Source organism: Rhodococcus sp. NPDC003383 (assembly GCF_053589115.1).
The window spans coordinates 1-21,310 of sequence record NZ_JBSFRG010000032.1 but is presented as its reverse complement, the minus strand read 5'-3'; the positions used below and the strand labels follow the sequence as shown (position 1 = coordinate 21,310).

At 67.7% G+C, this 21,310-nt stretch carries 21 protein-coding genes; 11 read left to right on the top strand and 10 right to left on the bottom strand.

The window, feature by feature from the left end:
* The first annotated feature begins 77 nt into the window (after positions 1 to 77).
* Entirely contained in the window at positions 78 to 308 is a 231-nt protein-coding gene (locus ACWDTS_RS23095; protein ID WP_450110548.1) for a DUF3263 domain-containing protein, read from the top strand.
* A 55-nt stretch (positions 309 to 363) separates the two neighbouring features.
* Here ACWDTS_RS23095 and ACWDTS_RS23090 read toward each other — a convergent pair whose 3' ends face one another.
* From ACWDTS_RS23090 to ACWDTS_RS23045, 10 genes are all read right to left on the bottom strand, one after another.
* On the bottom strand, positions 364 to 1,182 hold the full coding sequence (locus tag ACWDTS_RS23090) for a mycofactocin-coupled SDR family oxidoreductase (protein WP_450110549.1): 819 nt from the start codon (positions 1,180 to 1,182) through the stop codon (positions 364 to 366).
* Positions 1,179 to 2,198 carry an ABC transporter ATP-binding protein gene (locus tag ACWDTS_RS23085; RefSeq protein WP_450119097.1) on the bottom strand — a complete coding sequence of 340 codons (1,020 nt, stop codon included), beginning with the start codon at positions 2,196 to 2,198 and terminating at the stop codon, positions 1,179 to 1,181. Before ACWDTS_RS23085 ends, ACWDTS_RS23090 begins: the two co-directional genes overlap by 4 nt.
* A gap of 1 nt (position 2,199) precedes the next feature.
* The gene (locus ACWDTS_RS23080; protein WP_197257588.1) at positions 2,200 to 3,201 is read right to left on the bottom strand and encodes an ABC transporter ATP-binding protein; all 1,002 of its coding nucleotides are present in this window, start codon (positions 3,199 to 3,201) and stop codon (positions 2,200 to 2,202) included.
* A 58-nt stretch (positions 3,202 to 3,259) separates the two neighbouring features.
* A complete protein-coding gene (locus ACWDTS_RS23075) occupies positions 3,260 to 4,828 on the bottom strand; it encodes an ABC transporter substrate-binding protein (protein WP_450119096.1) in 1,569 nt (522 codons plus the stop codon).
* A 37-nt stretch (positions 4,829 to 4,865) separates the two neighbouring features.
* Positions 4,866 to 5,771 (bottom strand): ABC transporter permease, encoded by a 906-nt coding sequence (locus ACWDTS_RS23070; RefSeq protein ID WP_450110553.1) that lies wholly within the window; start codon positions 5,769 to 5,771, stop codon positions 4,866 to 4,868.
* Positions 5,768 to 6,721, bottom strand: a complete 954-nt coding sequence (locus ACWDTS_RS23065) for an ABC transporter permease (protein WP_282581809.1) — start codon at positions 6,719 to 6,721, stop codon at positions 5,768 to 5,770. The genes ACWDTS_RS23070 and ACWDTS_RS23065 overlap by 4 nt, the downstream gene beginning before the upstream one ends.
* Before the next feature lie 326 nt (positions 6,722 to 7,047).
* The gene (locus tag ACWDTS_RS23060; protein WP_450110554.1) at positions 7,048 to 8,205 is read right to left on the bottom strand and encodes a thiolase C-terminal domain-containing protein; all 1,158 of its coding nucleotides are present in this window, start codon (positions 8,203 to 8,205) and stop codon (positions 7,048 to 7,050) included.
* Positions 8,202 to 9,377, bottom strand: a complete 1,176-nt coding sequence (locus ACWDTS_RS23055; protein ID WP_248673404.1) for an OB-fold domain-containing protein — start codon at positions 9,375 to 9,377, stop codon at positions 8,202 to 8,204. Before ACWDTS_RS23055 ends, ACWDTS_RS23060 begins: the two co-directional genes overlap by 4 nt.
* A 33-nt stretch (positions 9,378 to 9,410) precedes the next feature.
* Complete coding sequence (locus ACWDTS_RS23050; protein ID WP_197257571.1) at positions 9,411 to 10,616, bottom strand: CaiB/BaiF CoA transferase family protein; 1,206 nt, start codon at positions 10,614 to 10,616, stop codon at positions 9,411 to 9,413.
* Positions 10,613 to 12,094: an aldehyde dehydrogenase family protein gene (locus tag ACWDTS_RS23045; RefSeq protein ID WP_197257569.1), complete on the bottom strand. Its 1,482-nt coding sequence runs from the start codon at positions 12,092 to 12,094 to the stop codon at positions 10,613 to 10,615. Before ACWDTS_RS23045 ends, ACWDTS_RS23050 begins: the two co-directional genes overlap by 4 nt.
* Positions 12,095 to 12,291: 197 nt before the next feature.
* On the opposite strand from ACWDTS_RS23045, the gene ACWDTS_RS23040 reads away from it, so the two are divergent.
* The 10 genes from ACWDTS_RS23040 to ACWDTS_RS22995 all read left to right on the top strand — a co-directional run bounded on the left by ACWDTS_RS23040 (position 12,292) and on the right by ACWDTS_RS22995 (position 21,258).
* Positions 12,292 to 13,101 carry a TauD/TfdA dioxygenase family protein gene (locus tag ACWDTS_RS23040; RefSeq protein WP_197257567.1) on the top strand — a complete coding sequence of 270 codons (810 nt, stop codon included), beginning with the start codon at positions 12,292 to 12,294 and terminating at the stop codon, positions 13,099 to 13,101.
* On the top strand, positions 13,098 to 13,829 hold the full coding sequence (locus tag ACWDTS_RS23035; RefSeq protein WP_197257637.1) for an SDR family NAD(P)-dependent oxidoreductase: 732 nt from the start codon (positions 13,098 to 13,100) through the stop codon (positions 13,827 to 13,829). Before ACWDTS_RS23040 ends, ACWDTS_RS23035 begins: the two co-directional genes overlap by 4 nt.
* Positions 13,830 to 13,881: 52 nt before the next feature.
* Entirely contained in the window at positions 13,882 to 14,742 is an 861-nt protein-coding gene (locus tag ACWDTS_RS23030; protein ID WP_197257565.1) for a mycofactocin-coupled SDR family oxidoreductase, read from the top strand.
* A gap of 91 nt (positions 14,743 to 14,833) precedes the next feature.
* Positions 14,834 to 15,025, top strand: coding sequence for a ferredoxin (locus ACWDTS_RS23025; protein ID WP_197257563.1), 192 nt, complete (start codon positions 14,834 to 14,836; stop codon positions 15,023 to 15,025).
* 53 nt (positions 15,026 to 15,078) lie between these two features.
* Positions 15,079 to 16,446 carry a cytochrome P450 gene (locus ACWDTS_RS23020; protein ID WP_197257561.1) on the top strand — a complete coding sequence of 456 codons (1,368 nt, stop codon included), beginning with the start codon at positions 15,079 to 15,081 and terminating at the stop codon, positions 16,444 to 16,446.
* On the top strand, positions 16,439 to 18,142 hold the full coding sequence (locus ACWDTS_RS23015) for a thiolase C-terminal domain-containing protein (RefSeq protein WP_197257559.1): 1,704 nt from the start codon (positions 16,439 to 16,441) through the stop codon (positions 18,140 to 18,142). Before ACWDTS_RS23020 ends, ACWDTS_RS23015 begins: the two co-directional genes overlap by 8 nt.
* Positions 18,139 to 19,062 (top strand): alpha/beta hydrolase, encoded by a 924-nt coding sequence (locus ACWDTS_RS23010; protein ID WP_450119095.1) that lies wholly within the window; start codon positions 18,139 to 18,141, stop codon positions 19,060 to 19,062. The genes ACWDTS_RS23015 and ACWDTS_RS23010 overlap by 4 nt, the downstream gene beginning before the upstream one ends.
* A 36-nt stretch (positions 19,063 to 19,098) precedes the next feature.
* Complete coding sequence (locus ACWDTS_RS23005) at positions 19,099 to 19,605, top strand: DoxX family protein (RefSeq protein WP_248673406.1); 507 nt, start codon at positions 19,099 to 19,101, stop codon at positions 19,603 to 19,605.
* A gap of 46 nt (positions 19,606 to 19,651) precedes the next feature.
* Entirely contained in the window at positions 19,652 to 20,470 is an 819-nt protein-coding gene (locus ACWDTS_RS23000) for an NAD(P)-dependent oxidoreductase (RefSeq protein ID WP_248673407.1), read from the top strand.
* Complete coding sequence (locus ACWDTS_RS22995) at positions 20,467 to 21,258, top strand: NAD(P)-dependent oxidoreductase (protein ID WP_450119094.1); 792 nt, start codon at positions 20,467 to 20,469, stop codon at positions 21,256 to 21,258. The genes ACWDTS_RS23000 and ACWDTS_RS22995 overlap by 4 nt, the downstream gene beginning before the upstream one ends.
* Positions 21,259 to 21,310 lie beyond the last annotated feature (52 nt).

Sequence of the window (21,310 nt, the reverse complement as noted above, 5' to 3'; positions counted from 1 at the left end):
TTAACACGTCGGCCGGGTGCGGTGACACCCGTTCCCCGCACCCGGCCGATCCCTAACCCCGCGAAGGAGGGACCCCCATGACCGACGAAACCGCGATACTCGCGTTCGCCACGAAATGGCGCCACTGGGACGGCGGCCCCGACGAGGACATCTTCGTCGAGTTCGGGGTCAGCCCCACCGTCTTCTTCCACCGGCTGCGGGCGATCCTGAACAGCCCGCGCTGGAGCCAGCTCACACCGTCCCTCGCGCAGCAACTCCGCGAGATCTGCGACAACCGGTTGCGCGGCCCCGAGATCCGCGCGAGCTGACCCGACCGGCCGGCCCCCGCATCGTCGCGGGAGCCGGCCGGCAGGGAACGATCGGTCAGTACTCCGTCACGCCCGCGTCGGGCGCGAGTTCGTGCGCGGTGATGTACTTCGACTCGTCGGACGCGAGGAACAGCACGGTGTCCGCAACGTCCTCGGGCTGCACGATGTCGACCGGCATCATGTTGATCATCATGGCGCCGAGCCGGGTGTTGCCCTCCAGCGCACGCGAGATCTGCCCGCCGAGGGCACCGTCGTTCACCATCGGCGTGTTGACACCCGTGGGATGCACGCTGTTGACCCGGATGTGGTGCTGTGCGAGTTCGGCGGCGAACGCCTTGGCCATCCCCCGCACCGCGAACTTGCTCGTGGTGTACGGAATCGCGAACGGCTGCACCTTGATTCCCGCGGCCGAGCTGATCAGGATGATCGACCCGCCGCCGGCTTCGACGAGGTGCGGCGCACCGGCCATGACCGTGTTCCACACTCCCGTGACGTTGGTGCCGATCGTGTCCTCGAAGATCTGCGGGGTCATTTCGTTCCACGGCGCGGCCGAGCAGATGGCCGCATTCGCGACCACCACGTCCAGGCGACCCAACTGCCGGACCGCATCGTCGACGATCCCGCGCAGCGCATCCAGGTCGCGCACATCCACGATCCCGGACACGACGCGGCGTCCGGTCTTCTCCACCAGCCGGACCGTCTCCTCGAGATCCTCGGGGGTCGCCGGTGCGTAGGCGACGTCCCCGACCTGGGCGCACACGTCCACGACGACGACGTCGGCGTCTTCCTCCGCGAGCCGGACCGCATACGCGCGGCCCTGCCCGCGCGCCGCGCCCGTGATCAATGCGACCTTGCCCGCTACCCGTCCGCTCATGCGACCGACACCTTCTCCTTCGAATTCGCCTCGGCCCCGCCGAGGGGGAAATGACATGCGACGAACCGACCGGACCGCACCTCCCGCATCTCGGGTTCTTCGTCGGCGCACCGGTCCTGCGCGATCGGGCACCGGGTCCGGAACCGGCACCCGGTGGGCGGCGCCAACGGCGACGGCACGTCCCCTTCCAGAGCCGGCCCGGCGAACGCCTTCTCCGGGTCGGTCAACGGAACCGAATCGAGCAAGGCCCGAGTGTACGGGTGTGCCGGGTCGTCGTACACCTCGACGGAATCCCCGAATTCGCACACCTTCCCGAGGTACATCACCATTACGTTGTCGCTGACCGTGCGGACGACGCCGAGGTCGTGTGCGATGAACACGACGGTCAGATCGAACTCCGCCTTGAGTTCCTCGAGGAGATTCAGGATCTGCGCCTGCACGGACACATCGAGAGCGGAGACGGGTTCGTCGCAGATGAGCAGGCGCGGATTCAGCGCCAGCGCGCGGGCGATCGCCACGCGCTGTGCCTGCCCACCGGACAACTGCCGCGGAAGCATGCCGGCGAAACGGTCGCTTCCGAGCCCGACCTGGCCGAGCACCGACGCCGACGTCGCGGCCCGCTCGTCCTTCGGGACACCCGCGACCGCAAGCCCTTCCACGACGATGTCCCCGACGCTGCGCCGCGGGTTCAGCGACGCCACCGGGTCCTGGAAGATCATCTGCATGTCGCGCCGTAGCGCGCGCATCTGTTTCTCGCCGGCCTCCTCGATCCAGTCGTCACCGAACCGGATACGTCCGGACGTCAACCGGTCCAGGCGCAGGACGGCTCGCCCCGTCGTGGACTTCCCGCAGCCGGATTCGCCCACGATGCCGAGGGTTTCGCCCGGCAGAACGTCGAAGCTGATCTTCGAGACCGCCTGCACCGTCCCGGACCCGGTCGGGTATTCGACGACGAGATCCTGCACGCTCAGCAGCGCCTGCTCACCGCGCAGGTGCGCGGAACCACTACCGGCCATGTCAGCGACCTCCCGAAAGTGCCGGTGCCGCAAGGGCAACCGGGTTCAGACACGCAACCAGATGATCCGCTCCCACGGATTCGAGATCCGGGCCGGCGGTGTCGCACTCGTCGAGGCGGTGTGCGCACCGGGGAGCGAATCGGCATCCTCCCGGTGGCGCCGTGGGGTCGGGCAACGAACCGTCGATCAACTGCAGCGGTGCGTGCCGAGTGTGGTCGATGGTCGGGGTCGCTCCCAGCAACGCGTGTGTGTAGCGATGCCGGGGCGCCTCGAACACCTCCCGGGTCGATCCGACCTCCGCGAGGCGACCGGCGTACATCACCGAGACCCGGTCGGTGCGACCGGCCACCACCGCCAGGTCGTGGCTGATGAGCATCATCGACATGCCGCGTTCGCGTTGCACGCGGCGCAGCAGATCGAGGATCTGGCGCTGAATCGTCACGTCCAGGGCGGTGGTGGGTTCGTCCGCGATGAGCAAGTCCGGTTCGCATGCGAGCGCGATCGCGATCATCACGCGTTGCCGCATGCCGCCGGACATCTCGTGCGGATAGTTGCGCAGCCGCCGCTCGGGGTCGGGCACCCCGACCTCCTTCAGGAGGTCGAGGGCCCGGCCCCGAGCCTCGGAGCTGCTGACTCCCAGATGCTTGCGCATGCCTTCGGTGAGCTGGCGCTCGACCCGCACCACCGGATTGAGCGAGCGCCCCGGGTCCTGGAAGACCATCGCGATCTGTTTGCCCCAGACCTCACGCTGCTCCTTCTTGCCCAGCGCGAGCAGGTCGCGGCCGCGGAAGATCACTTCGCCGGACCGCGCGGACCGGGGCGGCATCAGACCCATGACGGCCTTGGCCATCACGGACTTGCCGGAACCGGACTCGCCGACGACGCCCAGTGCCCGGCCTTCATCCAGGTCCAGGGACACGCGGTCCACGGCCCGGACGGTCCCTCGTGGTGTGCCGATGTAGGCACGCAGATTCCTCACCTGGAGGAGCGGCTGAGTGGTCATGGCACTCCGGCCCTTTCGCTGTCGTCGGCTGGTCGTTCCTCGCTGCGGCGGTCAGTGCCTAGGCGATCCACAGTTCCTCGGGCAGCGGCGAACCGAGCGTGTACAGCACGACGCCGTGCAGCTTCTTCCCGGACACGATCGCCGGGACCGCGCGGTAGTACCAGATGCCCGGGGTCACCTCCGCGAGTCGCTGCTGCACGATCTCGTAGGCCGCGGTCCGCTCCTCGGCCGACTGCGCGGACCGTCCGGCGTCGAGCGCCTCGCTGAGCTGCTGGTCCTGGATGCCGGTGAAGTTGCCGGGCGACTGGGCATGGAACGCCATCCACAGCGCGTAGTCCGGGTCCTGGACCACGGCGGACGAGATGACCATGTCGAAATCGCGCGCCCCGGTCCGTGCGGTCGCTGTGGCGTAGTCGACGACCTCGACCTTCGCCTCGACGTTGTCGTACGCGCTGAGCTGCGCCTGCAGTGCCTCACCGAGTGTCTTCGACTCGGTGGTGGGGTAGGACATGAAGCTGAACGAGACGGGCTTGCCTTCGGCGGCGAGCTCGTCGAACAACCGCTGGGCCTCCTCGGGGTCGTGGCGGTCGAGAGCGACATCCGCGTAGTAGGGCGATCCCTCTTCGAACAGTGTCCGCGGGATCTCACCGGCGCCGTTGTAGACGGCGACGTTGATGGCGTCCAGGTCCACGGCAAGCGAGACGGCGCGGCGGGCACGCTCGTCGTCGAACGGTGCGCGCCGCACGTTCATGCCCATGAACTGCCCGCCGCCGGTCGGAACGACCTCGTACGAGTAGCCGGCGGCCTCGATCTTGTTCAGGCTCTCCCAGTTGGTCTCCGACGCGAGGTCGGCACCGCCGGTGGTCATGGTGTTGACGCGCTGGTTGGTGTCGGAGACGGTGCGGATCGTGATGCCGTCCAGGTACGGTTTCGGTGCGTCCCAGTATCCGGGGTTGCGCTGGAGTTCGATGGAGTCCTGGCGCTTCCAGTCGACGAGCGTGAACGGCCCTGCTCCGATGGGATTCTCGTCGAACGCCGCCTGGCCCTGCTGCAGCGCCGCGGGCGAGGCGATCCAGTTGAGGGCGCCCGCGACGATGGCCTGTGCGAAGTGCGGGTTCGGTGCGGTCATCGTGACCCGGAGTGTGGTGGGATCGACAACCTCGGACTGCGCGATCTGCACGGCCTGCCGGATCGTCGTGGAACCGAGAGTGGGGTCCTTGAGACGGTCCCAGTTGAACTTCACGGCGGCGGCGTCGAGCGGTGTGCCGTCGCTGAACTTCAGGTCCGGCCGCAGTTTCAGGGTGAAGGTCGAGCCCCCGTCGGTGCTGGAGAAGTCGGTGGCCATCTTGTATTCGATCTCGAACGTGTCGAGGTCGTTGATCATCAAGGTTCCGTACAGCGCATTGGCCAGCACCGGCTGGTGCGCCCACGTGTTCGACAACGCTGCCGGGTCGAGGGACCGCGGTTCGCCGGTCTGCAGGACACGGGCTACACCACCGGACACCGGTTCGCCGGCATCGGCGGATCCTCCGTCACCGCCTCCCGAGCCCGAGCCACAGGCGGCGAGGAACATCGCCGCCGTACACACGGCGGCGGCCAAGCGCGGAAATCGTTTGCGTCGAAGCATCGTCGACCTTTCCAGGATGGGGGGCGATTGCGGACGATCAGTCCTGCAGCGTGCGGTCGTACTTGGTCCGCAGGTGGTCGCCGACCTGATTGAGAGCGAACACCGTGAAGAAGATGACGAGGGCGGGAACGAACACCAGGTGCGGATAGGTGGCGATGGCGTCCTTGCCGTCGCTGATCATTCCGCCCCAGCTGGGTTGCGGCGGAGGAATTCCCAGGCCGAGGAAGCTCAGGGAACCCTCGGCCACGATCAGCGCCGCCATGACGATCGGCAGGAACGCCGCCAGCGGAGCCAGAACGTTCGGGAGGATCTCGCGGAACAGGATCCGGCCGTGGCCGGCTCCCATGTTCCTTGCGGCACGGACGAATTCACGCGACGACCACGACATGGTGTTCGCCCGCGCGAGCCGGATGAACGACGGGACGACCATCACGGTGAGGCCGAGCAGCATCGTCGGGACACTGGGCGTCAGGATCGACGCCAGCGCGAGCAGCAGGATCAAGGGCGGGAAGGCGAGCATCGCGTCTGCGACGAGCGTGACGATCGAGTCGAGGCGGCCCCTGAAGTAGCCTGCGAGCAGGCCTGCCAGGGAACCGATTACGAATCCGATGAGCCCGGCGACCGCTCCTACCACCAGCGAGACACGGGCGCCGTAGACGATACGGGAGAGCATCGACCGGCCGAGAGTGTCCGTGCCGAGCAGCAGGTCGAGGGAGCCGAGCTGGGGCCCGGTGCGCGGGGTGCCCACGGGGGTGGCATAGGAGGCGAGAGGAAGGAGGTCGGCGAACACCGCGGCGGTGATCAGCACGACCAGCCACACGACCGACAGGTACACCAGGATCGGACGCTTCTTCTTGGGCGCCGGGACCACCGGCACCGTGTCCACCGCCGCATCGACCGCGTGTTTCGTGAGGACGGTGTTCTTCGTCGCGATCTCGGTCATGCGGTCGCCACCTTTCCGACCCGCGGGTCGATCACCTGATAGCCGAGGTCCACGAGGGTGTTGATGCACACGTAGACCACGGCGATGAAGACGACGATCCCCTGCACCATGATCACGTCACGGGACGTGATCGACGACGCGACGAGCTGCCCCAGACCCGGTAGCCCGAACAGGGTTTCGACGATGACGGTGCCGCCGATGAGCCGTCCGAGATTGATTCCCGCGAGCGTGATGAGGGAGAACGACGACGGGCGCAGCGCGTGCCGGAACATGACGTACCGCGCCGAGAGCCCCTTGGCGCGGGCCGCCGCGACGAAGTCCTCGCGCAGCGTGCCGAGCAGATCCGTGCGCAGGAGCCGGTGGAATGCCGCGATCTCGGTGAGCGCGATCGCGATCGCCGGGAGCAGGGCGGTGCGCAGGTTCTCCCCCAGCCCCTCACTGATCCGGGACCATCCCATCACCGGGAATATCTGCAGCTTGATGGCGAAGAAGTAGATCAGGATCGGGCCGGCGATGAAGGCCGGGACGGACAGGAACACCGCGGAGACCGCATTGATCGTACGGTCCAGCGCGCTGCCCGGACGCGACGCCGACGCGATGCCCATGCCGATCGCGACGATCAGCGCGATCGTCAGCCCCATGACGGCGAGCTGGAGGGTCACCGGAAGTCGCTCGGCGATCGCCTCGCTCACGGATTGTCCGGTGAGCGGGGAGGTTCCGAGATCTCCTCGTACGGCGTTGCCCAGCCAGGTGAGGTACTGCGACCAGAACGGCGCGTCCAGGCCCAGTTCGGCATTCATGGCCGCGACAGCTTCCGGGGTCGCGTTCTCCCCCAGGATCACCTGGGCGACCGAGCCGGGGGCCAGGCCGAGCAGCGCGACCACCGCGACCGTCACCAACAGGATGACGAGGATACTGCGACCGATTCGGTTCACGACAGTGAGAATCATCCAACTCGACTTTCATCGGGGGATCGGATGTCGACGTCGACCGTGTGTACGAGCGAGCGCCTGTGTGCACGAACGAGCAAGAGCTACAAGAAATTACGATGACTCGGTTCACATCGAAGGTTCGATTGTGACCTACGCAATATATGCGACTGCGGCGGTTGTGACAAGAACCTGACCCGCGAGTCTTGTTTTTTCGAATTATCCCGGCGTACACCGACTTCGGACACGCCGACGCCCGCGTCGCGTGGTGCGACGCGGGCGTCGGCGCTGCCTGCAGGCGTATGCGGTGGTAGGCAGTGGTGGACGAAACCGGGCGGACTGGACCGTCAGGAACCGGAGCCCTCGAGGATCGTCACCGCCGATACGGCAGTCGGTCCACCGATATTGTGTGCCAAGCCGATTCGTGCACCGTCGACCTGGTTGACGGCGTTGCCGCGCAACTGCTCGAACAGCTCGACACACTGGGCGACACCGGTGGCACCCGGCGGATGCCCCTTGGAGATCATGCCGCCGCTGGGATTCACCGGGAGGGTCCCACCGATGGCGGTGGCCCCGGATTCGATCAGCTTGTAGGCCTCGAACCGGTTCGCGAAGCCGAGATCCTCGTAGCTGATCAGTTCGATGCCGGTGAAGAAGTCGTGGACCTCCGCGACATCGACATCGGAGGGCGTCAGGCCGGCCATCCCGAACGCCTGCTTCGCAGCCCGGACGGTCGCCGGGAAGCTGGTCATGTCCTTCTTGTGCTGGTGCATCACCGAATCCAGGCCGATACCGACACCGCGGATCCACACCGGGCGATCGGTGTAGCGGTCCACGACGTCCTCGGCGGCGAGCACCAGCCCGGCGGCACCGTCGCTCTGCGGCGCGCAGTCGTAGACACCGAACGGCGTCACCACGGTCTGCGCGTTCAGCGCCTCCTCCACGGTGATCTCGAAGCGCCGGAACGCCTTCGGATTGTTCAGACCGTTCAGATGGTTCTTCACCGCGACCATGGCCATGTGCTCGCGGGTCGCCGGCGACTCGTGCAGGTAGCGTCGCACGTGCAGCGCGAAACCGGCCTGCGCGAGACCGAGCGGGTAGTCCCACGCCATGTCACGCGTGAGAGCTTCCCATTCCCAGATCATGTCCTTCGACGCGGTCTCGCGGACCTTGTCGGCGCCCATCACCAGCGCCACGTCGAACGCTCCGGAAGCGATCCCGAACAGGGCGTTCCGGATGGCGTCGTGCCCGGTGGCACAGGAGTTCTCGACGCGTGTCACCGGAATCTCCGGGAGACCGAGGGTGTCGGCGAGGATCCCGGCGGGGAACCCGTCGGTGGTCCCCATCGCACCGAACCACGCGGCCTGCAGGTCCGAGGTGCGGATGCCATTGTCGACCGTCGCCGCACATTCGGCGTACGCCATCGGCAGCAACTCGCGGATGCCGAGGGAGAAATGTTCGGCGAAGGGCGTCATTCCCGCACCGACGATCGCGACTTTCCTCATGACGCCTCACTTTCGGGATGGAACGCGTAGCCGTAGTCCGGAACCCCGGACCGCACCGCGACGCGGCGCAGCACCATGCGGCCGCGATCGCCGATGTCGACGGTGCCCGGCTCCACACCGGTCACCTTGACCAGTGCCCGCACGTCGACGTCGTCGAGTTCGACGAGGACGAGCGAGTACGGGGTGTCCAGACCGGGGACCGGAACACGGACGGTGACCTCGGTGTAGACGCTCCCGGTTCGCGGCAAGGGAACGAACTCGTAACTGCTGCCCAGTGTTCCGTCCTCCCCCACCCGATATCTCGGTGGGAAGTCCAGGTCGTCGGAGCCGGGATGGCGGCCCGCTTCCCAGCGGACCTTGGCTTCGAACGCCCGCTCGTATGCCGCGAGCGAGATCGGGATGTCCGGGCCGGGCACGTGAACCGGCGCGGTGCGCTCCCGCGCCGGCGGTTCGTGACGACGGATCTCGGTGACGCCGTCGGCGACGGTGATCGCCGACAGGCTCGCCTGTTCCACTCCCACCAGTGGACCCTTCGTCTCCGATTCGGCCATCGCCGCGAGCGCGAACAACGGCGAACTCGCGCCCGTGGTGGGAAGTTCCACCGGCGGGGCGGCGCACAGGTCCGCCGCGTATCGGGGTTCGACGCCGGCGACGGTCACCGGGTCGTCGACCCACGACGAGGCAAGGGACGCAAGGAAACCGCGCTGTTTGACCAGGCGCGGATCCCCGTAGTCGTGCACCATTCCGTTCTCGGTGCGGGTGCGGACCGGGAGGCTGCGGGAGACGCGCGCCGCGGTGCGCACCTGCAGGCCCTGGTCCGCGGTGAGCGCCGCCGCCGCCCCGGCGGGGGCAAGGTCCACGCCGATCACCAGGGTCCGCGGTCGCGCGGAACCGAGCGCATCGAGTGTTGCCGGTGCACCGCCGAGGCGTTCGGTGACCTCGATCTCCGGATCGAGTCCGAGTCCCGCGAGCAGCACTGCGGCGTTGCTGCTCTCGAGCAGTGGCAGGTCCCGGCTGACCAGGACCACGTACTGAACCGAACCCGTCTCGGCCACGGCGGCGCGGCCCGCTTCGACAGCGAGTGTGATCGCGTCCTCGTCGTCACCGGGCACGCGGGCCCCGGGTGATCCCCAGCACGGCAGGTAGGTACCTATCGAAGCGATGTATGGCATGAGATTCTCCGGTGTTCTCTCGCGGTCGCAGTCCTAGGTGACTGCGCCCGCCGTCTTCAGCGCGATGATGCGATCCCAGTCGAGACCGAGTTCGAGCAGCACCTCCTCGGTCTGCGCAGCGAATTCGGGTGCGGGACCGGTCTCCGGTGCGGTGACGTCGAACTGGACCGGGTTGGCGACCAGCTCGAGTTCGCCTGCCTTGACGATGTATTCGTTCGCGCGGATCTGCGCGTCGTCGGAGACCTGGAGCGAGTCCTGCACCGGCGCCCACGGGCCGGCGAGAGTCGCGAACCGTTCGGTCCACTCGGCGAGGGTCCGCTTCCCGATGGCCTCGCGCAGAATCGCCACCGCTTCTTCGGTATTGGCGGCAATCTGCTGGGCATCGGCGAACCGCGGATCGTCGATGAGGTCGGGCCGGTCGATGTGACGGCACACATCCGCCCAGAACTTGCCGGGCTGGAGCATCACGAACGACAGGTAGCGGTTGTCCGACGTCGCGTACAGGCCCGACAGCGGATTCGTCGGTGCGCCATGGGCTCCCGGCACGGGGGCGACCATGTGCTCGTCGAGATGCAGCGACAGTGCGACGCCGTGCCCCATCGCCCAGAGGCCGCTGCCGAGCAGCGACACGTCCACCACCGACGTCTCCCCGGTGCGTTCGCGCTTGAAGAGCGCGGCCGCGATGCCGCCGGCGAGGTTGGTGCCGGAGATGGTGTCGCCGAACGCCGGTCCGGGCGGAGCGATCATGCCCTCGACGCCGGGCGGGGTGATGGTCGCGGCGATGCCGCCGCGCGCCCAGAACGCGGTCATGTCGTAACCGCCGCGGTCGGATTCGACGCCGCGCGGGCCGAGTGCACTGCCGCGCGCGTAGACGATCGACGGGTTGACGGCGCGGATGTCGTCCACGTCGATCCCGAACTTGGTGCGGGCCTGCGGCAGGAAGCTGGTCAGGAACACGTCCGAGCGGCGGGCCAGCTCGAGCAGGACCTCCCGGCCCTCCTCGCTTCCCATGTCGAGACCGATGCTGCGCTTGCCACGGTTGGCGTGTTCGACGTTCGGGTTCGGATCGCCCTCGACCCGCATCCGGCCGACCTGCCGCAGTCCGCGTTGCGGGTCGCCGGTGACCGAATGCTCGACCTTGACGACGTCGGCGCCCCACTCGGCGAGCACGGCGCCCGCCGACGGGACGAAGCCGTACATCGCGACCTCGAGGACGCGGATCCCTTCGAGGGGCTTCACTTGACGACCGCCGCGAAGGACTTGATCTGCTGGAACTCGTGCAGACCGGCGACGCCCATCTCGCGGCCGATGCCGGACTGCTTGTATCCGCCGAACGGCACCTCGGGCGTGAAGTAGTTGCCGCCGTTGATGCTGAACGTGCCGGTGCGGATCCGGCGGCCGATCGCCGTGGCGCGCTCGTCGTCGGCGCTGAGCACACCGCCGGACAGGCCGTAGATGGAGTTGTTGGCGATGCGCACGGCATCGTCGTCGTCGTCGAACGGGATGACGGCGAGGACCGGGCCGAAGACCTCTTCCTGCGCGATCTCGCTGTCCGGGTCGACGTTCGCGAGCAGCGTCGGCTTGTAGAAGAAGCCGGGGTCGACCTTCTCGCCGCCGGTGACGAGGGTCGCGCCCGCCTCGACGGCCCGCTTGACCATGCCGTCGATCTTCTCGCGCGACTTCTCGTTGATGACCGGGCCCATGTAGATCTTCGGGTCGGACGGATCACCGAACGGGACGTTGCTCATCATCGCGCCGACCGCGGCGACGATCTCGTCGTGCTTCTCCCGGGGCACGAGCAGGCGCGTGGTGAGGGCGCAGCCCTGGCCGGCGTGCGAGCAGATGCTGAACGCCGCGAACTGCGCGGCGGTCGGGATGTCGGCGTCGTCGAGCACGATGAGCGCGGACTTGCCGCCGAGCTCGAGGAAGACGCGCTTGAGGGACTCGGAGGCCGCGGCCATGATCTTGCGGCCGACGACGGTGGAGCCGGTGAAGGTGACGACGTCGACGTCGGGGTGGGTCGTCATGATCTCGCCGGTCGACACCTGGGTGGAGGAGAGAATGTTGACGACGCCGGCGGGGATGTCGGTGTGGTTGGCGATAATCTCGCCGAGCGCCTGCGTGACGAGCGGGGTGTCGGGCGCGCCCTTGAGGACGATCGTGCAGCCGGCGGCGAGCGACGGTGCGAGCTTCGCGAGCGCGAGCTGCGTCGGGTAGTTGTAGGCGACGATCGCGGCGACGACGCCCGCGGCCTCGCGCTCGATCCAGCGGCGGTGCTTCTGCCCGCGGATCTCGACCTCGCCGAGGTCCTCGGTCAGCGGGTACTTGCGGAGGAGGTCCGCGTAGTAGCGGACGATGTTGATCGGGGCGTCGAGCTGGTTGCCGTAGGTGAGAAGGCGCGGTGCGCCGACCTCGGCGATGGTGAGTTCGCGCAGTTCTTCGGCGTTGTCGAGCAGTGCCTGGTGGAGCTGGTCGAGGCACTTGATGCGGAATTCGACGTCGGTGGACCACGTCGTGGTGTCGAAAGCGCGGCGCGCGGCCTCGATGGCGGTTTCCGCCTCGGCGACACCGGCATCCGGGGCGTAGCCGACGAGCTCACCCGTCGCGGGGTTGAACGACGGGAAGGTCTGCTCGGTCGTGACGAGCTGCCCGTCGATGAGCAGGCGCTTGTGCACCTCGGTCCCGGCCTCGGCCTGCACGGTCTCCTGCGTTGACATCCGGTTCTCCTCACTGTGTGGAAATACGATTCTCACTATCGAGAATTCAGTCCCCGTATTGGTGTGAATGTAGCAATCAGAGCCTGGTTCGCATACCCCGAATCGAAGCCTGAATTGTCCCGACCAGCGGCTGATCCGGCCTTGCGGGCAACTCGACGCGGAGAGTATGGTTCTCGAAAACTGGAAGGGAGCTTCTTGTGATCAAGACTACAGCAATCACCCCGGCACTGGGAGTAGAGGTCAGCGGAGATGTCGACCTCGAGAACCCCGAGGTGATCGGCAAGCTGACCGAGGCGCTGAAGTGGCGCGGCGTGCTGCTGTTCCGCGGCCTGAACCTCGACGACGAAGGTCAGCTCGCCTTCAGCCGCAAGCTCGGGCAGCTCGTCCAGCCGGTCCCCGGCCAAGAGATCTTCACCGTCTCGCTCGACCCGGCGAAGTCGCCGTCGGCCGAATACCTCAAGGGCACCTTCAGCTGGCACATCGACGACACCACCAACGACATCCCGGCCAAGGCCACGGTGCTCAGCTGCCGCCATGTCGCCGCCGTCGGCGGTGGCACCGAGTTCGCGAACACCTACGCCGCCTACGAGAACCTCTCCGAGGCGGAACGCAAGCGCTACGACGGCCTGCGCGTCGTCCACAGCTTCGAGGCCGCGCAGCGCAAGGTCTACCCGGACCCGACCGAGGACCAGGTCGCGCGCTGGCGTCAGCTCCCGACGCACGAGTCCTCGCTCGTGTGGGAACGCCGCGACGGCCGTCGCTCGCTGGTCATCGGCGCCACCGCCGACCACATCGTCGGCATGGAGCCCGACGAGAGCCGCGCGCTCATCGACGAACTGCAGGACTGGGCCACGCAAGAGCGCTTCTGCTACGCCCACGACTGGGAAATCGGCGACCTGGTCGTGTGGGACAACACCGGCATGCTGCACCGGGCACTGCCCTACGACCCGTCGTCCGAGCGCCTCATGCGCCGCGTGACCATCGTCGGGGACGAGGCGTGGCAGTGACAGCAGGAACAGCAGCTTCCACCGCCCGGACCGCCGTCGTCACCGGGGGCGGTTCGGGAATCGGCGCGGCCATCGCCGAGCGCTTGCGCAACGACGGCCACCGGGTCGCGATCCTGGACATCAATCCGTCCGACGCCAAGTTCTCCTATGTCGCGGACGTGTCCGATCGCGCCTCGGTCGACGCCGCGCTCGAGGAGGTCCGAAAGGAACTCGGCCCGATCACGATTCTGGTGAATGCGGCGGGCCGGGAACTGTACAAGCGCTTCCACAACATCGACATCGAGACCTGGAACCAGATCATCGCGGTCAACTTGAACGGTGTCTTCCACTGCGTCCAGGCGGTGCTCCCCGACATGCGCGAGGCGCAGTGGGGCCGCATCGTGAACATCTCGTCGTCGAGTGCGCAGTCCGGGCAGCAGTTCATGACCGCCTACGTCTCGTCCAAGTCCGGTGTCAACGGGCTCACCAAGTCGCTCGCCCTCGAATACGGCCCCGACGGAATCACCGTCAACGCCGTCCCGCCCGGATTCGTCGATACCCCGATGCTGCGCAACTCCGAAAGCAAGGGCCTGCTCGGCGGAACCATCGAAGAACACATCCAGCGGACCCCGGTACGCCGGGTGGGCCGCCCGGAGGACATCGCCGCGGCATGCGCATTCCTCGTTTCGGAGGAAGCCGGCTACATCACCGGCCAGATCCTCGGCGTCAACGGCGGACGCAACACCTGACCCGACCGTCCGCGAATCTCCCGACAGCGAAAGTTAGCGAAAGGAAACAACAGTGGGGCGTGTAGAAGGCAAGGTCGCGTTCGTCACCGGTGCCGCTCGCGGGCAGGGCCGCAGCCACGCGGTCCGTCTGGCCGAGGAAGGCGCGGACATCATCGCGATCGACCTGTGCGAGGACATCCCGTCCATCGGATACCCGATGGCCACCCCCGAGGACCTCGAGGAGACGGTGCGCCTCGTCGAGAAGCAGGGCCGCCGCATCGTCGCGGTCAAGGCCGACGTGCGTGTGGCCTCGGAGGTGCGCGCCGCTCTCGAGCAGGGTCTCGCCGAGTTCGGCAAGCTGGATGTCGTTGTCGCACAGGCCGGTGTCGCCGGAATGAAGGGCGAACCACAAACTCAGGCGTGGTCCGATGTGGTCAATACCAATCTCGTCGGCACGATCAACGCCGTGCAGGAAGCGTTGCCGCACCTGACCGCCGGCGCATCGATCATCGCGACGGGCTCGACCGCGGCCCTGATGGACGTCGCCAAGGTCGACCAGCCGGGCAAGGACCTCGGTGGTGTCGCGTACGTGTACTCGAAGCGTGCGTTGTCACAGTTCATCCACGAACTCGCAACGCATCTGGCGCCCCGCAGCATTCGCGCCAACGTGCTGCACCCGACCAACTGCAACACCGACATGCTGCAGAGCGAGCCGATGTACCGCTCCTTCCGCCCCGACCTCGAACACCCCACCCGCCAGGACGCGGAGCCGGCATTCGGTGTGCAGCAGGCCATGCCGATTCCGTACATCGAGCCCCAGGACTCCAGCAACATGGTGCTTTTCCTGGCTTCCGACGAATCACGGTACGTCACCGGCATGCAGATGCGCGTCGACGGAGGCGGCTACCTGAAGTGGTACGACTACCACATCTGATCCCGAATCCCGTCGCTGCTACCGTCCCCGGAGGATTCCGGCGAAAGGGATCCGAACCACCCCGGCTACAACGGAAGTCTGGAGGAGAATTTTGAAGGTCCGCGTCGATCCCGACAAGTGCCAGGGCCACACGCTCTGCGCCATGGCCGCACCGGACGTCTTCGAGCTCAGTGAGATCGACGGTCACGCGTCGGTCGCGAACGAAGAGGTGCCCGCCGACCAGGAGGAAGCGGTGAAGGAGGCCGCCCGCTCGTGCCCCGAGCAGGCGATCACCATTTTCTGATCTGCCGTTTCGAACAGCCCCCCAAAGCTCGACGTGCAAGAGAGGACAACGCCGTGAGCGTTGACGACGTCGTCACCGACGACAGCCGCAAGGCGAACAGATTCGATTTCGACCGCCATGCCGCCGACTACCGAGACAACTTCCTGCCGATCACGCAGGAGATGCACGCCAAGTGTCCGATGGCGTGGTCCGAGACCCACGGTGGCCACTGGGTGGCCGCCGGCAGCAAGGAGGTGTTCGCGCTCGCCCGCTCGGCAGACGTGTCCACCGACCACGACATCCACGGAAAACGCCGTGGCTACAAGGGAATCGCGATCCCGACGATGGAACGTGCGTCGGGCGTGCGCGGCGGCATCCTGGAGATGGACGACCCCGAGCACCACGAGTTCCGCGCCCTGCTCAACCCCTACCTGTCCCCCGCTGCGGTCAAGCGGTGGACGCCGTTCATCGACGAGATCGTGCGGGCCAGCATCGACGAGAAGATCGAGACCGGCCGCATCGACTTCGTCGACGACCTGGCGAACATCGTGCCCGCCGTGCTCACCCTGGCGATGATGGGCATCCCCATCGCCAAGTGGACCATCTACAACGAACCGGTCCACGCCGCGGTCTACACGCCGCCGGACTCGCCGGACATCCCGCGCATCGCCGAGATGCACCGGACGATGGGCATCGACCTGCTCACCAACCTGTTCGAGATCCGGGAGAATCCCCGTCCCGGCCTGATCAACGCGCTCGCCCAGGCCACCGTGCTCGGCGAGAAGCCCGACGACATGGAGTTGCTCGGCATCCTGAGCCTGCTCATCGGCGGCGGCTTCGACACCACGACGGCGCTGACCGCCCACTCGCTCGAATGGCTCGCGCACAATCCCGACAAGCGCACGATCCTCAGCGAACAGCGTGACACGCTGCTCGATTCGGCGACCGAGGAGTTCCTGCGGTACTTCACACCCGCACCGGGTGACGGCCGCACGTTCTCGGCGGACTGCTCGTTCGACGGCACCGAATTCAAGGAAGGCGAGCGCCTCTGGCTGTCCTGGGCGATGGCCAACCGCGACCCGGAACTGTTCGACGATCCGAACGAGGTCGACCTGGAGCGTCGCGGAAACCGGCACTTCAGCTTCGGACTCGGCATCCACCGGTGCATCGGCTCGAACATGGCCCGCCAGGTGTTCAAGCGCATGCTCGTCGCCGTGCTCGACCGCATACCGGACTACAAGTGCGATCCGGCGGAAGCAGTGCACTACGACTCGATCGGCGTCATCCAGGGCATGCGGCATCTGCCGGCCACGTTCACGCCCGGACCGCGCCTCGGCGCGGGTCTCGACGAGACGCTCGAGAAGCTCCAGAAGATCTGCGACGAGCAGCGTCTCGCGGAGCCCATCACGGTGAAGAGGTCGGAGGCACAGATCGGTGACTGATTCAGCGGTGGTCGACCCCGAGGACACGGAGAAGGGCAAGGCGCCGAAATCGGGTCGTCCCCTTCCCCAGGTGACCGAGCAGAACCGGTTCTTCTGGACCGCCGGTGCGGACGGGATCCTGCGCATCCAGGAATGCGAATCCTGTTCTGCGCTGATCCATCCGCCGCAACCGGTGTGCCGGTACTGCCGCGGTCACCGGATGGGCGTGCGCGAAGTGTCGGGCACTGCCACGCTCGCCGGCTTCACGGTCAACCACCGATTCGGTCTCCCCGGCCTGCCGCCGCCCTATGTGGTAGCGCAGGTCGCGATCGACGAGGATCCCCGGGTGCGGTTGACGACCAACATCGTCGACTGCGATCCGGAGACCCTCGAACTCGGCCAGCGGATGGAGGTCGTCTTCCAGCAGGACGACGACGTCTGGCTGCCGCTGTTCCGTCCGGCAGCCGAGCAGGTCGCGCCTGCTCGGCTGCCGGCCGACGGGATCGAACCCGAGGACTTCCGGAAGCACGTGCGGCCCATGGCTTCTCGTGAGAAGTTCGAGGACCGGGTGGCGCTCACCGGAGTCGGGATGTCCGAGATCGGGCGTCGGCTCATGCGCTCCCCACTGGGCCTGACGATCGAGGCGTGCGAACGCGCCGTCGCCGACGCCGGTCTCACGCTCGACGACATCGACGGGATCGCCAGCTACCCCGGTGCCGGCCAGGTCGGCGGCTTCGGCGAGGGCGGTGTCCTGACCGTCGAGGCCGCACTCGGGCTCAACCCGACCTGGCACAACGGCGGCATCGAAACCTTCGGCCCCGGTGGCTCGGTCATCGCCGCGATGATCGCGGTCTCCAGCGGACTCGCGCGGCACGTGCTGTGCTACCGCACCCTGTGGGAAGCGACCCACGGAGAACTGATGAAGCGCGGCGAGATCCGCCCGTCGGGCGGACGCACCACGAGCTGGATGATGCCGTTCGGTGGTATCTCCGCCGCGCACACCCTCGCCCAGAACGCCCAGCGTCATTTCCATCGCTACGGCACCACCCGCGAGACCCTCGGCTGGATCGCGCTCAACCAGCGCGCCAACGCCGCGCTGAATCCGACGGCGATCTACCGCGATCCGCTGACGATGGACGACTACCTGAACGCGCGGGCAATCACGACCCCGTTCGGCCTGTACGACTGCGACGTTCCGTGCGACGGTTCGGTCGCGGTGATCGTCTCGGCGGTCGACGCGGCCCGCGATCTGGCCAAGCCACCCGTGCTCGTCGAGGCGGTGGGTACCCAGATCATCGAGCGGATCGAATGGGACCAGAGCACCCTCACCCACGAACCGCAGGTGCTCGGCCCCGCCGCCCACCTGTGGTCGCGCACCGACCTGCGGCCCGAGGACGTCGACGTCGCCGAACTCTACGACGGATTCACGTTCAACTGCCTGTCGTGGATCGAGGCCCTCGGCTTCTGCGGTATCGGCGAGGCCAAGGACTTCCTCGACGGCGGCCACAACATCGCCCGCGACGGCGTGTTGCCGCTCAACACCCACGGCGGTCAGCTCTCGCACGGCCGCACCCACGGCATGGGACTGATCCACGAGGCCGTCGTGCAGTTGCGCGGTGAAGCCGGAGACCGGCAGGTGGCCGGCGCCCGCGTCGCGGTCGCCGCGACCGGTGGCCTGTCCCCCGGCGGTGCCATGCTCCTGCGGGCCGACTCGTGACGACGATCGAATCCGCACCCGCCGCCCGCGTCGCCGAGATCGACGGTGTTCCGATGTCGGGGCTGCTCGCGGTCGCCGAGCAGCCGCGCGCCGTTGTCGTCGCGCTGCACGGCGGCGCAACGGACTCCGCGTACTTCGACTGCCCGGGCCATCCCGAACTGTCCCTGCTGCGAACCGGTCCCGCGCGCGGATTCACCGTCCTCGCGCTCGACCGTCCCGGGTACGGCGCCTCCCGCCCGCTCATGGACGAATTCACCCGGCCCGAGCGGCGGGTCGACGCCGCCCTCGCCGCGATCGACGCGCACCTGGACTCGCTCGATCTCGGTGCCGGGATCTTCCTGTGGGGCCATTCGCTCGGATGCGAACTCACGATGCGCCTGGCCGTCGAGCCACGCGAACGGTGGCGTCGCGCGGCTCGCCGCGACAGGGGCCTGCTCGGGATCGCGCTGGCCGGCACCGGCCGCGAGCATCACGCCGACGCCTGCGGAATCCTCGGCACGGAAGCGCAATACGCCGACCCCAAGGGCGTCTACGGGCTGATCTGGGCGCATCCTGAGATCTATCCGCCGGAACTGGTCGGCGGCGCGCCGATCGCCTCACGCACCCCCTCCTACGAGGCGACGGTGACCGCGTCGTGGCCGCACACCGAATTCCCGCAGCTCGCCGCACGAGTCGAGGTCCCGGTGCACTTCACCGCCGCCGAACACGAGAGGGTGTGGCGCGGCGACCCGGAGGCCCTCGACGACATCGCGGCGATCTTCACCGCCGCGCCCCGCGTCGAGCTGCACACGCAACCGGACGCCGGGCACAATCTCGCCCTCGGCTACGCGGCCGCGTCGTACCACGCGACCGTGCTGTCGTTCGTGCAGGAATGCATCGACAATCGTTCGGCTGACCGAATATCCGATACCACAAAATGATTCGACGGAGCCGCACAGCGGCAAGGAGGTGAAGCGATGGACCCCACCGATGTTGCGCTACTCCTGGTGCGTCTGGTGCTCGGTGCGACGATGATCGCGCACGGCGTCAACCACTGGGTGGGCGGCGGCCGTATCGCCGGTACCGCACGCTGGTTCAGCGGACTGGGCCTGCGCAACGGCACGTTGCAGGCATGGATCAGCGTCGTCGTGGAGATCGGCGCCGGCGTGCTCGTGATTCTCGGCCTGCTCACTCCCCTCGCATGTGCCGCGGTCATCTCGATCATGCTCGTCGCCGGCCTGCTCGCGCACCGCCCCAACGGCTTCTTCGTGTTCAAGGAAGGCTACGAATACGTCCTCGTGCTCGGCGTGGTCGCACTGGCGCTGGCCATGATCGGACCCGGCGAGATCTCGATCGATTCGGCCACCGACATCGCGATCGTCGGCTGGTCCGGCGGCGCGATCGCGCTCGGCGTCGGCGTCGTCGCGACCGCGGGTCTGCTCGCCACGTTCTGGCGGCCGCAGAAGCAGGAAGCCGCAGCATGACGATCGCACCACTCGGAGTCGTACTGATCGGATCGGAGGAGCACTGATGCGTGTCGGTTTCATCGGGCTCGGCAGCCAGGGCGGGCCCATGGCGCGCCGGATCGTCGAGTCGGGATACGAGCTGACCCTGTGGGCGCGGCGACCCGAGTCGCTCGAGCCGTACGCGGACACCGCGGCGAAGACCGCACAGACGCCCGCCGAACTCGCCGCCGCGAGCGACCTCGTCTGCATCTGCGTCGTCGCCGATGACGACGTGCGACAGGTCGTCACCGGCGAGAACGGCGTGCTGTCGGGCCTGCAGCCCGGCGGAATCATCGCGATCCACAGCACCGTCCATCCCGACACGGTTCGGGAACTCGCCGAGCAGGCGCGCGAGTCCGGGGTCGCGGTCGTCGATGCCCCGGTCAGCGGCGGCGGCATGGGAGCCGCTGCGGGTACCCTGCTGGTCATGGTCGGGGGCGATACCGAGATCGTCGAGAAGATCCGGCCGGTCTTCGAGACCTATGCGAATCCCGTGATCCACCTGGGCGACGTCGGAGCCGGGCAGGTTGCCAAGCTCCTCAACAATCTGCTGTTCACCGCGAATCTCGCAACCTCCGTGACCACGCTGCAACTCGGTGAGTCGCTCGGTGTCGATCCCGCGAAGCTCGGCGAGGTCATCACGCACGGATCGGCGAACAGCTTCGCGCTCGGCCGGGTCGTGGCGGGCGGCGGCACACTCGACAGCATCGCGAAGCATGCCGGTCCCCTGCTGCGCAAGGACGTCGGACACGTGGCGGGTCTCGCGGACGCGGCGGGCGCGACGCCCGGCGTGGTGCTCACCGCGGCCGACTCCACCCTCGCCCTGATGGAGCACCCGCGGTGACCCGGGTCGGATTCATCGGGGCCGGCCGTATGGGCCTGCCTATGGTGCGCAAGCTTGCCGAGGCCGGACACGAGGTCCGCGCGCTGGGCCGATCGTCGGAAACCCGTGCCGCCCTGACGGGTGCGGGCGTCACCGCGGTGACGGAGGCGTCCGAGACCGGCGTCGGCGCCGAGCTCGTCCTCGTCTGCGTGTTCACCGACGACCAGGTCCGCGAGGTGTGCCTGAAGAGCGCCCTTCTCGAGAAGATGCCGCGCGGCTCCGTGCTGGCGATCCACACGACCATCAGCCCCCGGACGATCGAACAGATCCGGGACGACGCGGCGAGCCACGGCATCGACGTGATCGACGCTGCGGTCAGCGGCGGGCCGCACGACATCGCGGCCGGAAGTCTCACGCTGTTCCTCGGAGGCGACGCCGACGCCGTCGAGCGCGCCACACCGGTGCTGCGCAGCTACGGCGATCCGGTACTCCACGTCGGGAAGGCCGGAAACGGACAACGCGTCAAGCTGGTCAACAACGCGTTGTTCGCGGCACAGATCGGTCTGATCTCCGAGGCCGTGGCCCTCGGTGCGCAACTCGGCGTCGAGGAATCGGCTCTGCTCCAGGCGCTTCCGCACGGCAGCTCTGCCAGCAAGGTGATGGGTAACATCGCCGCCCGCGGATCCGTCGCCGGATTCACCAGCGCGGTAAAGGAATTCCTCACCAAGGACGTCGCCGTGGTGCGGGATACCGTCGCCGAACTCGGGGGCGATCTCGGAGCGCTCGACGTCGCCATCGACGCCGGCTGAGGGGGCCTTCGCCCCGGTGTGCCTTTGTGGCGGCCCTGACCGCCACAAAGGC

Coding starts and splice junctions, on each gene's coding strand:
- ACWDTS_RS23085 (WP_450119097.1), bottom strand. CDS start 2,198: ATGGCCGGTAGTGGTTCCGCGCACCTGCGCGGTGAGCAGGCGCTGCTG.
- ACWDTS_RS23000 (WP_248673407.1), top strand. CDS start 19,652: ATGCGTGTCGGTTTCATCGGGCTCGGCAGCCAGGGCGGGCCCATGGCG.
- ACWDTS_RS23090 (WP_450110549.1), bottom strand. CDS start 1,182: ATGAGCGGACGGGTAGCGGGCAAGGTCGCATTGATCACGGGCGCGGCG.
- ACWDTS_RS23075 (WP_450119096.1), bottom strand. CDS start 4,828: ATGCTTCGACGCAAACGATTTCCGCGCTTGGCCGCCGCCGTGTGTACG.
- ACWDTS_RS23065 (WP_282581809.1), bottom strand. CDS start 6,721: ATGATTCTCACTGTCGTGAACCGAATCGGTCGCAGTATCCTCGTCATC.
- ACWDTS_RS23080 (WP_197257588.1), bottom strand. CDS start 3,201: ATGACCACTCAGCCGCTCCTCCAGGTGAGGAATCTGCGTGCCTACATC.
- ACWDTS_RS23045 (WP_197257569.1), bottom strand. CDS start 12,094: ATGTCAACGCAGGAGACCGTGCAGGCCGAGGCCGGGACCGAGGTGCAC.
- ACWDTS_RS23095 (WP_450110548.1), top strand. CDS start 78: ATGACCGACGAAACCGCGATACTCGCGTTCGCCACGAAATGGCGCCAC.
- ACWDTS_RS23005 (WP_248673406.1), top strand. CDS start 19,099: ATGGACCCCACCGATGTTGCGCTACTCCTGGTGCGTCTGGTGCTCGGT.
- ACWDTS_RS23060 (WP_450110554.1), bottom strand. CDS start 8,205: ATGAGGAAAGTCGCGATCGTCGGTGCGGGAATGACGCCCTTCGCCGAA.
- ACWDTS_RS23070 (WP_450110553.1), bottom strand. CDS start 5,771: ATGACCGAGATCGCGACGAAGAACACCGTCCTCACGAAACACGCGGTC.
- ACWDTS_RS23055 (WP_248673404.1), bottom strand. CDS start 9,377: ATGCCATACATCGCTTCGATAGGTACCTACCTGCCGTGCTGGGGATCA.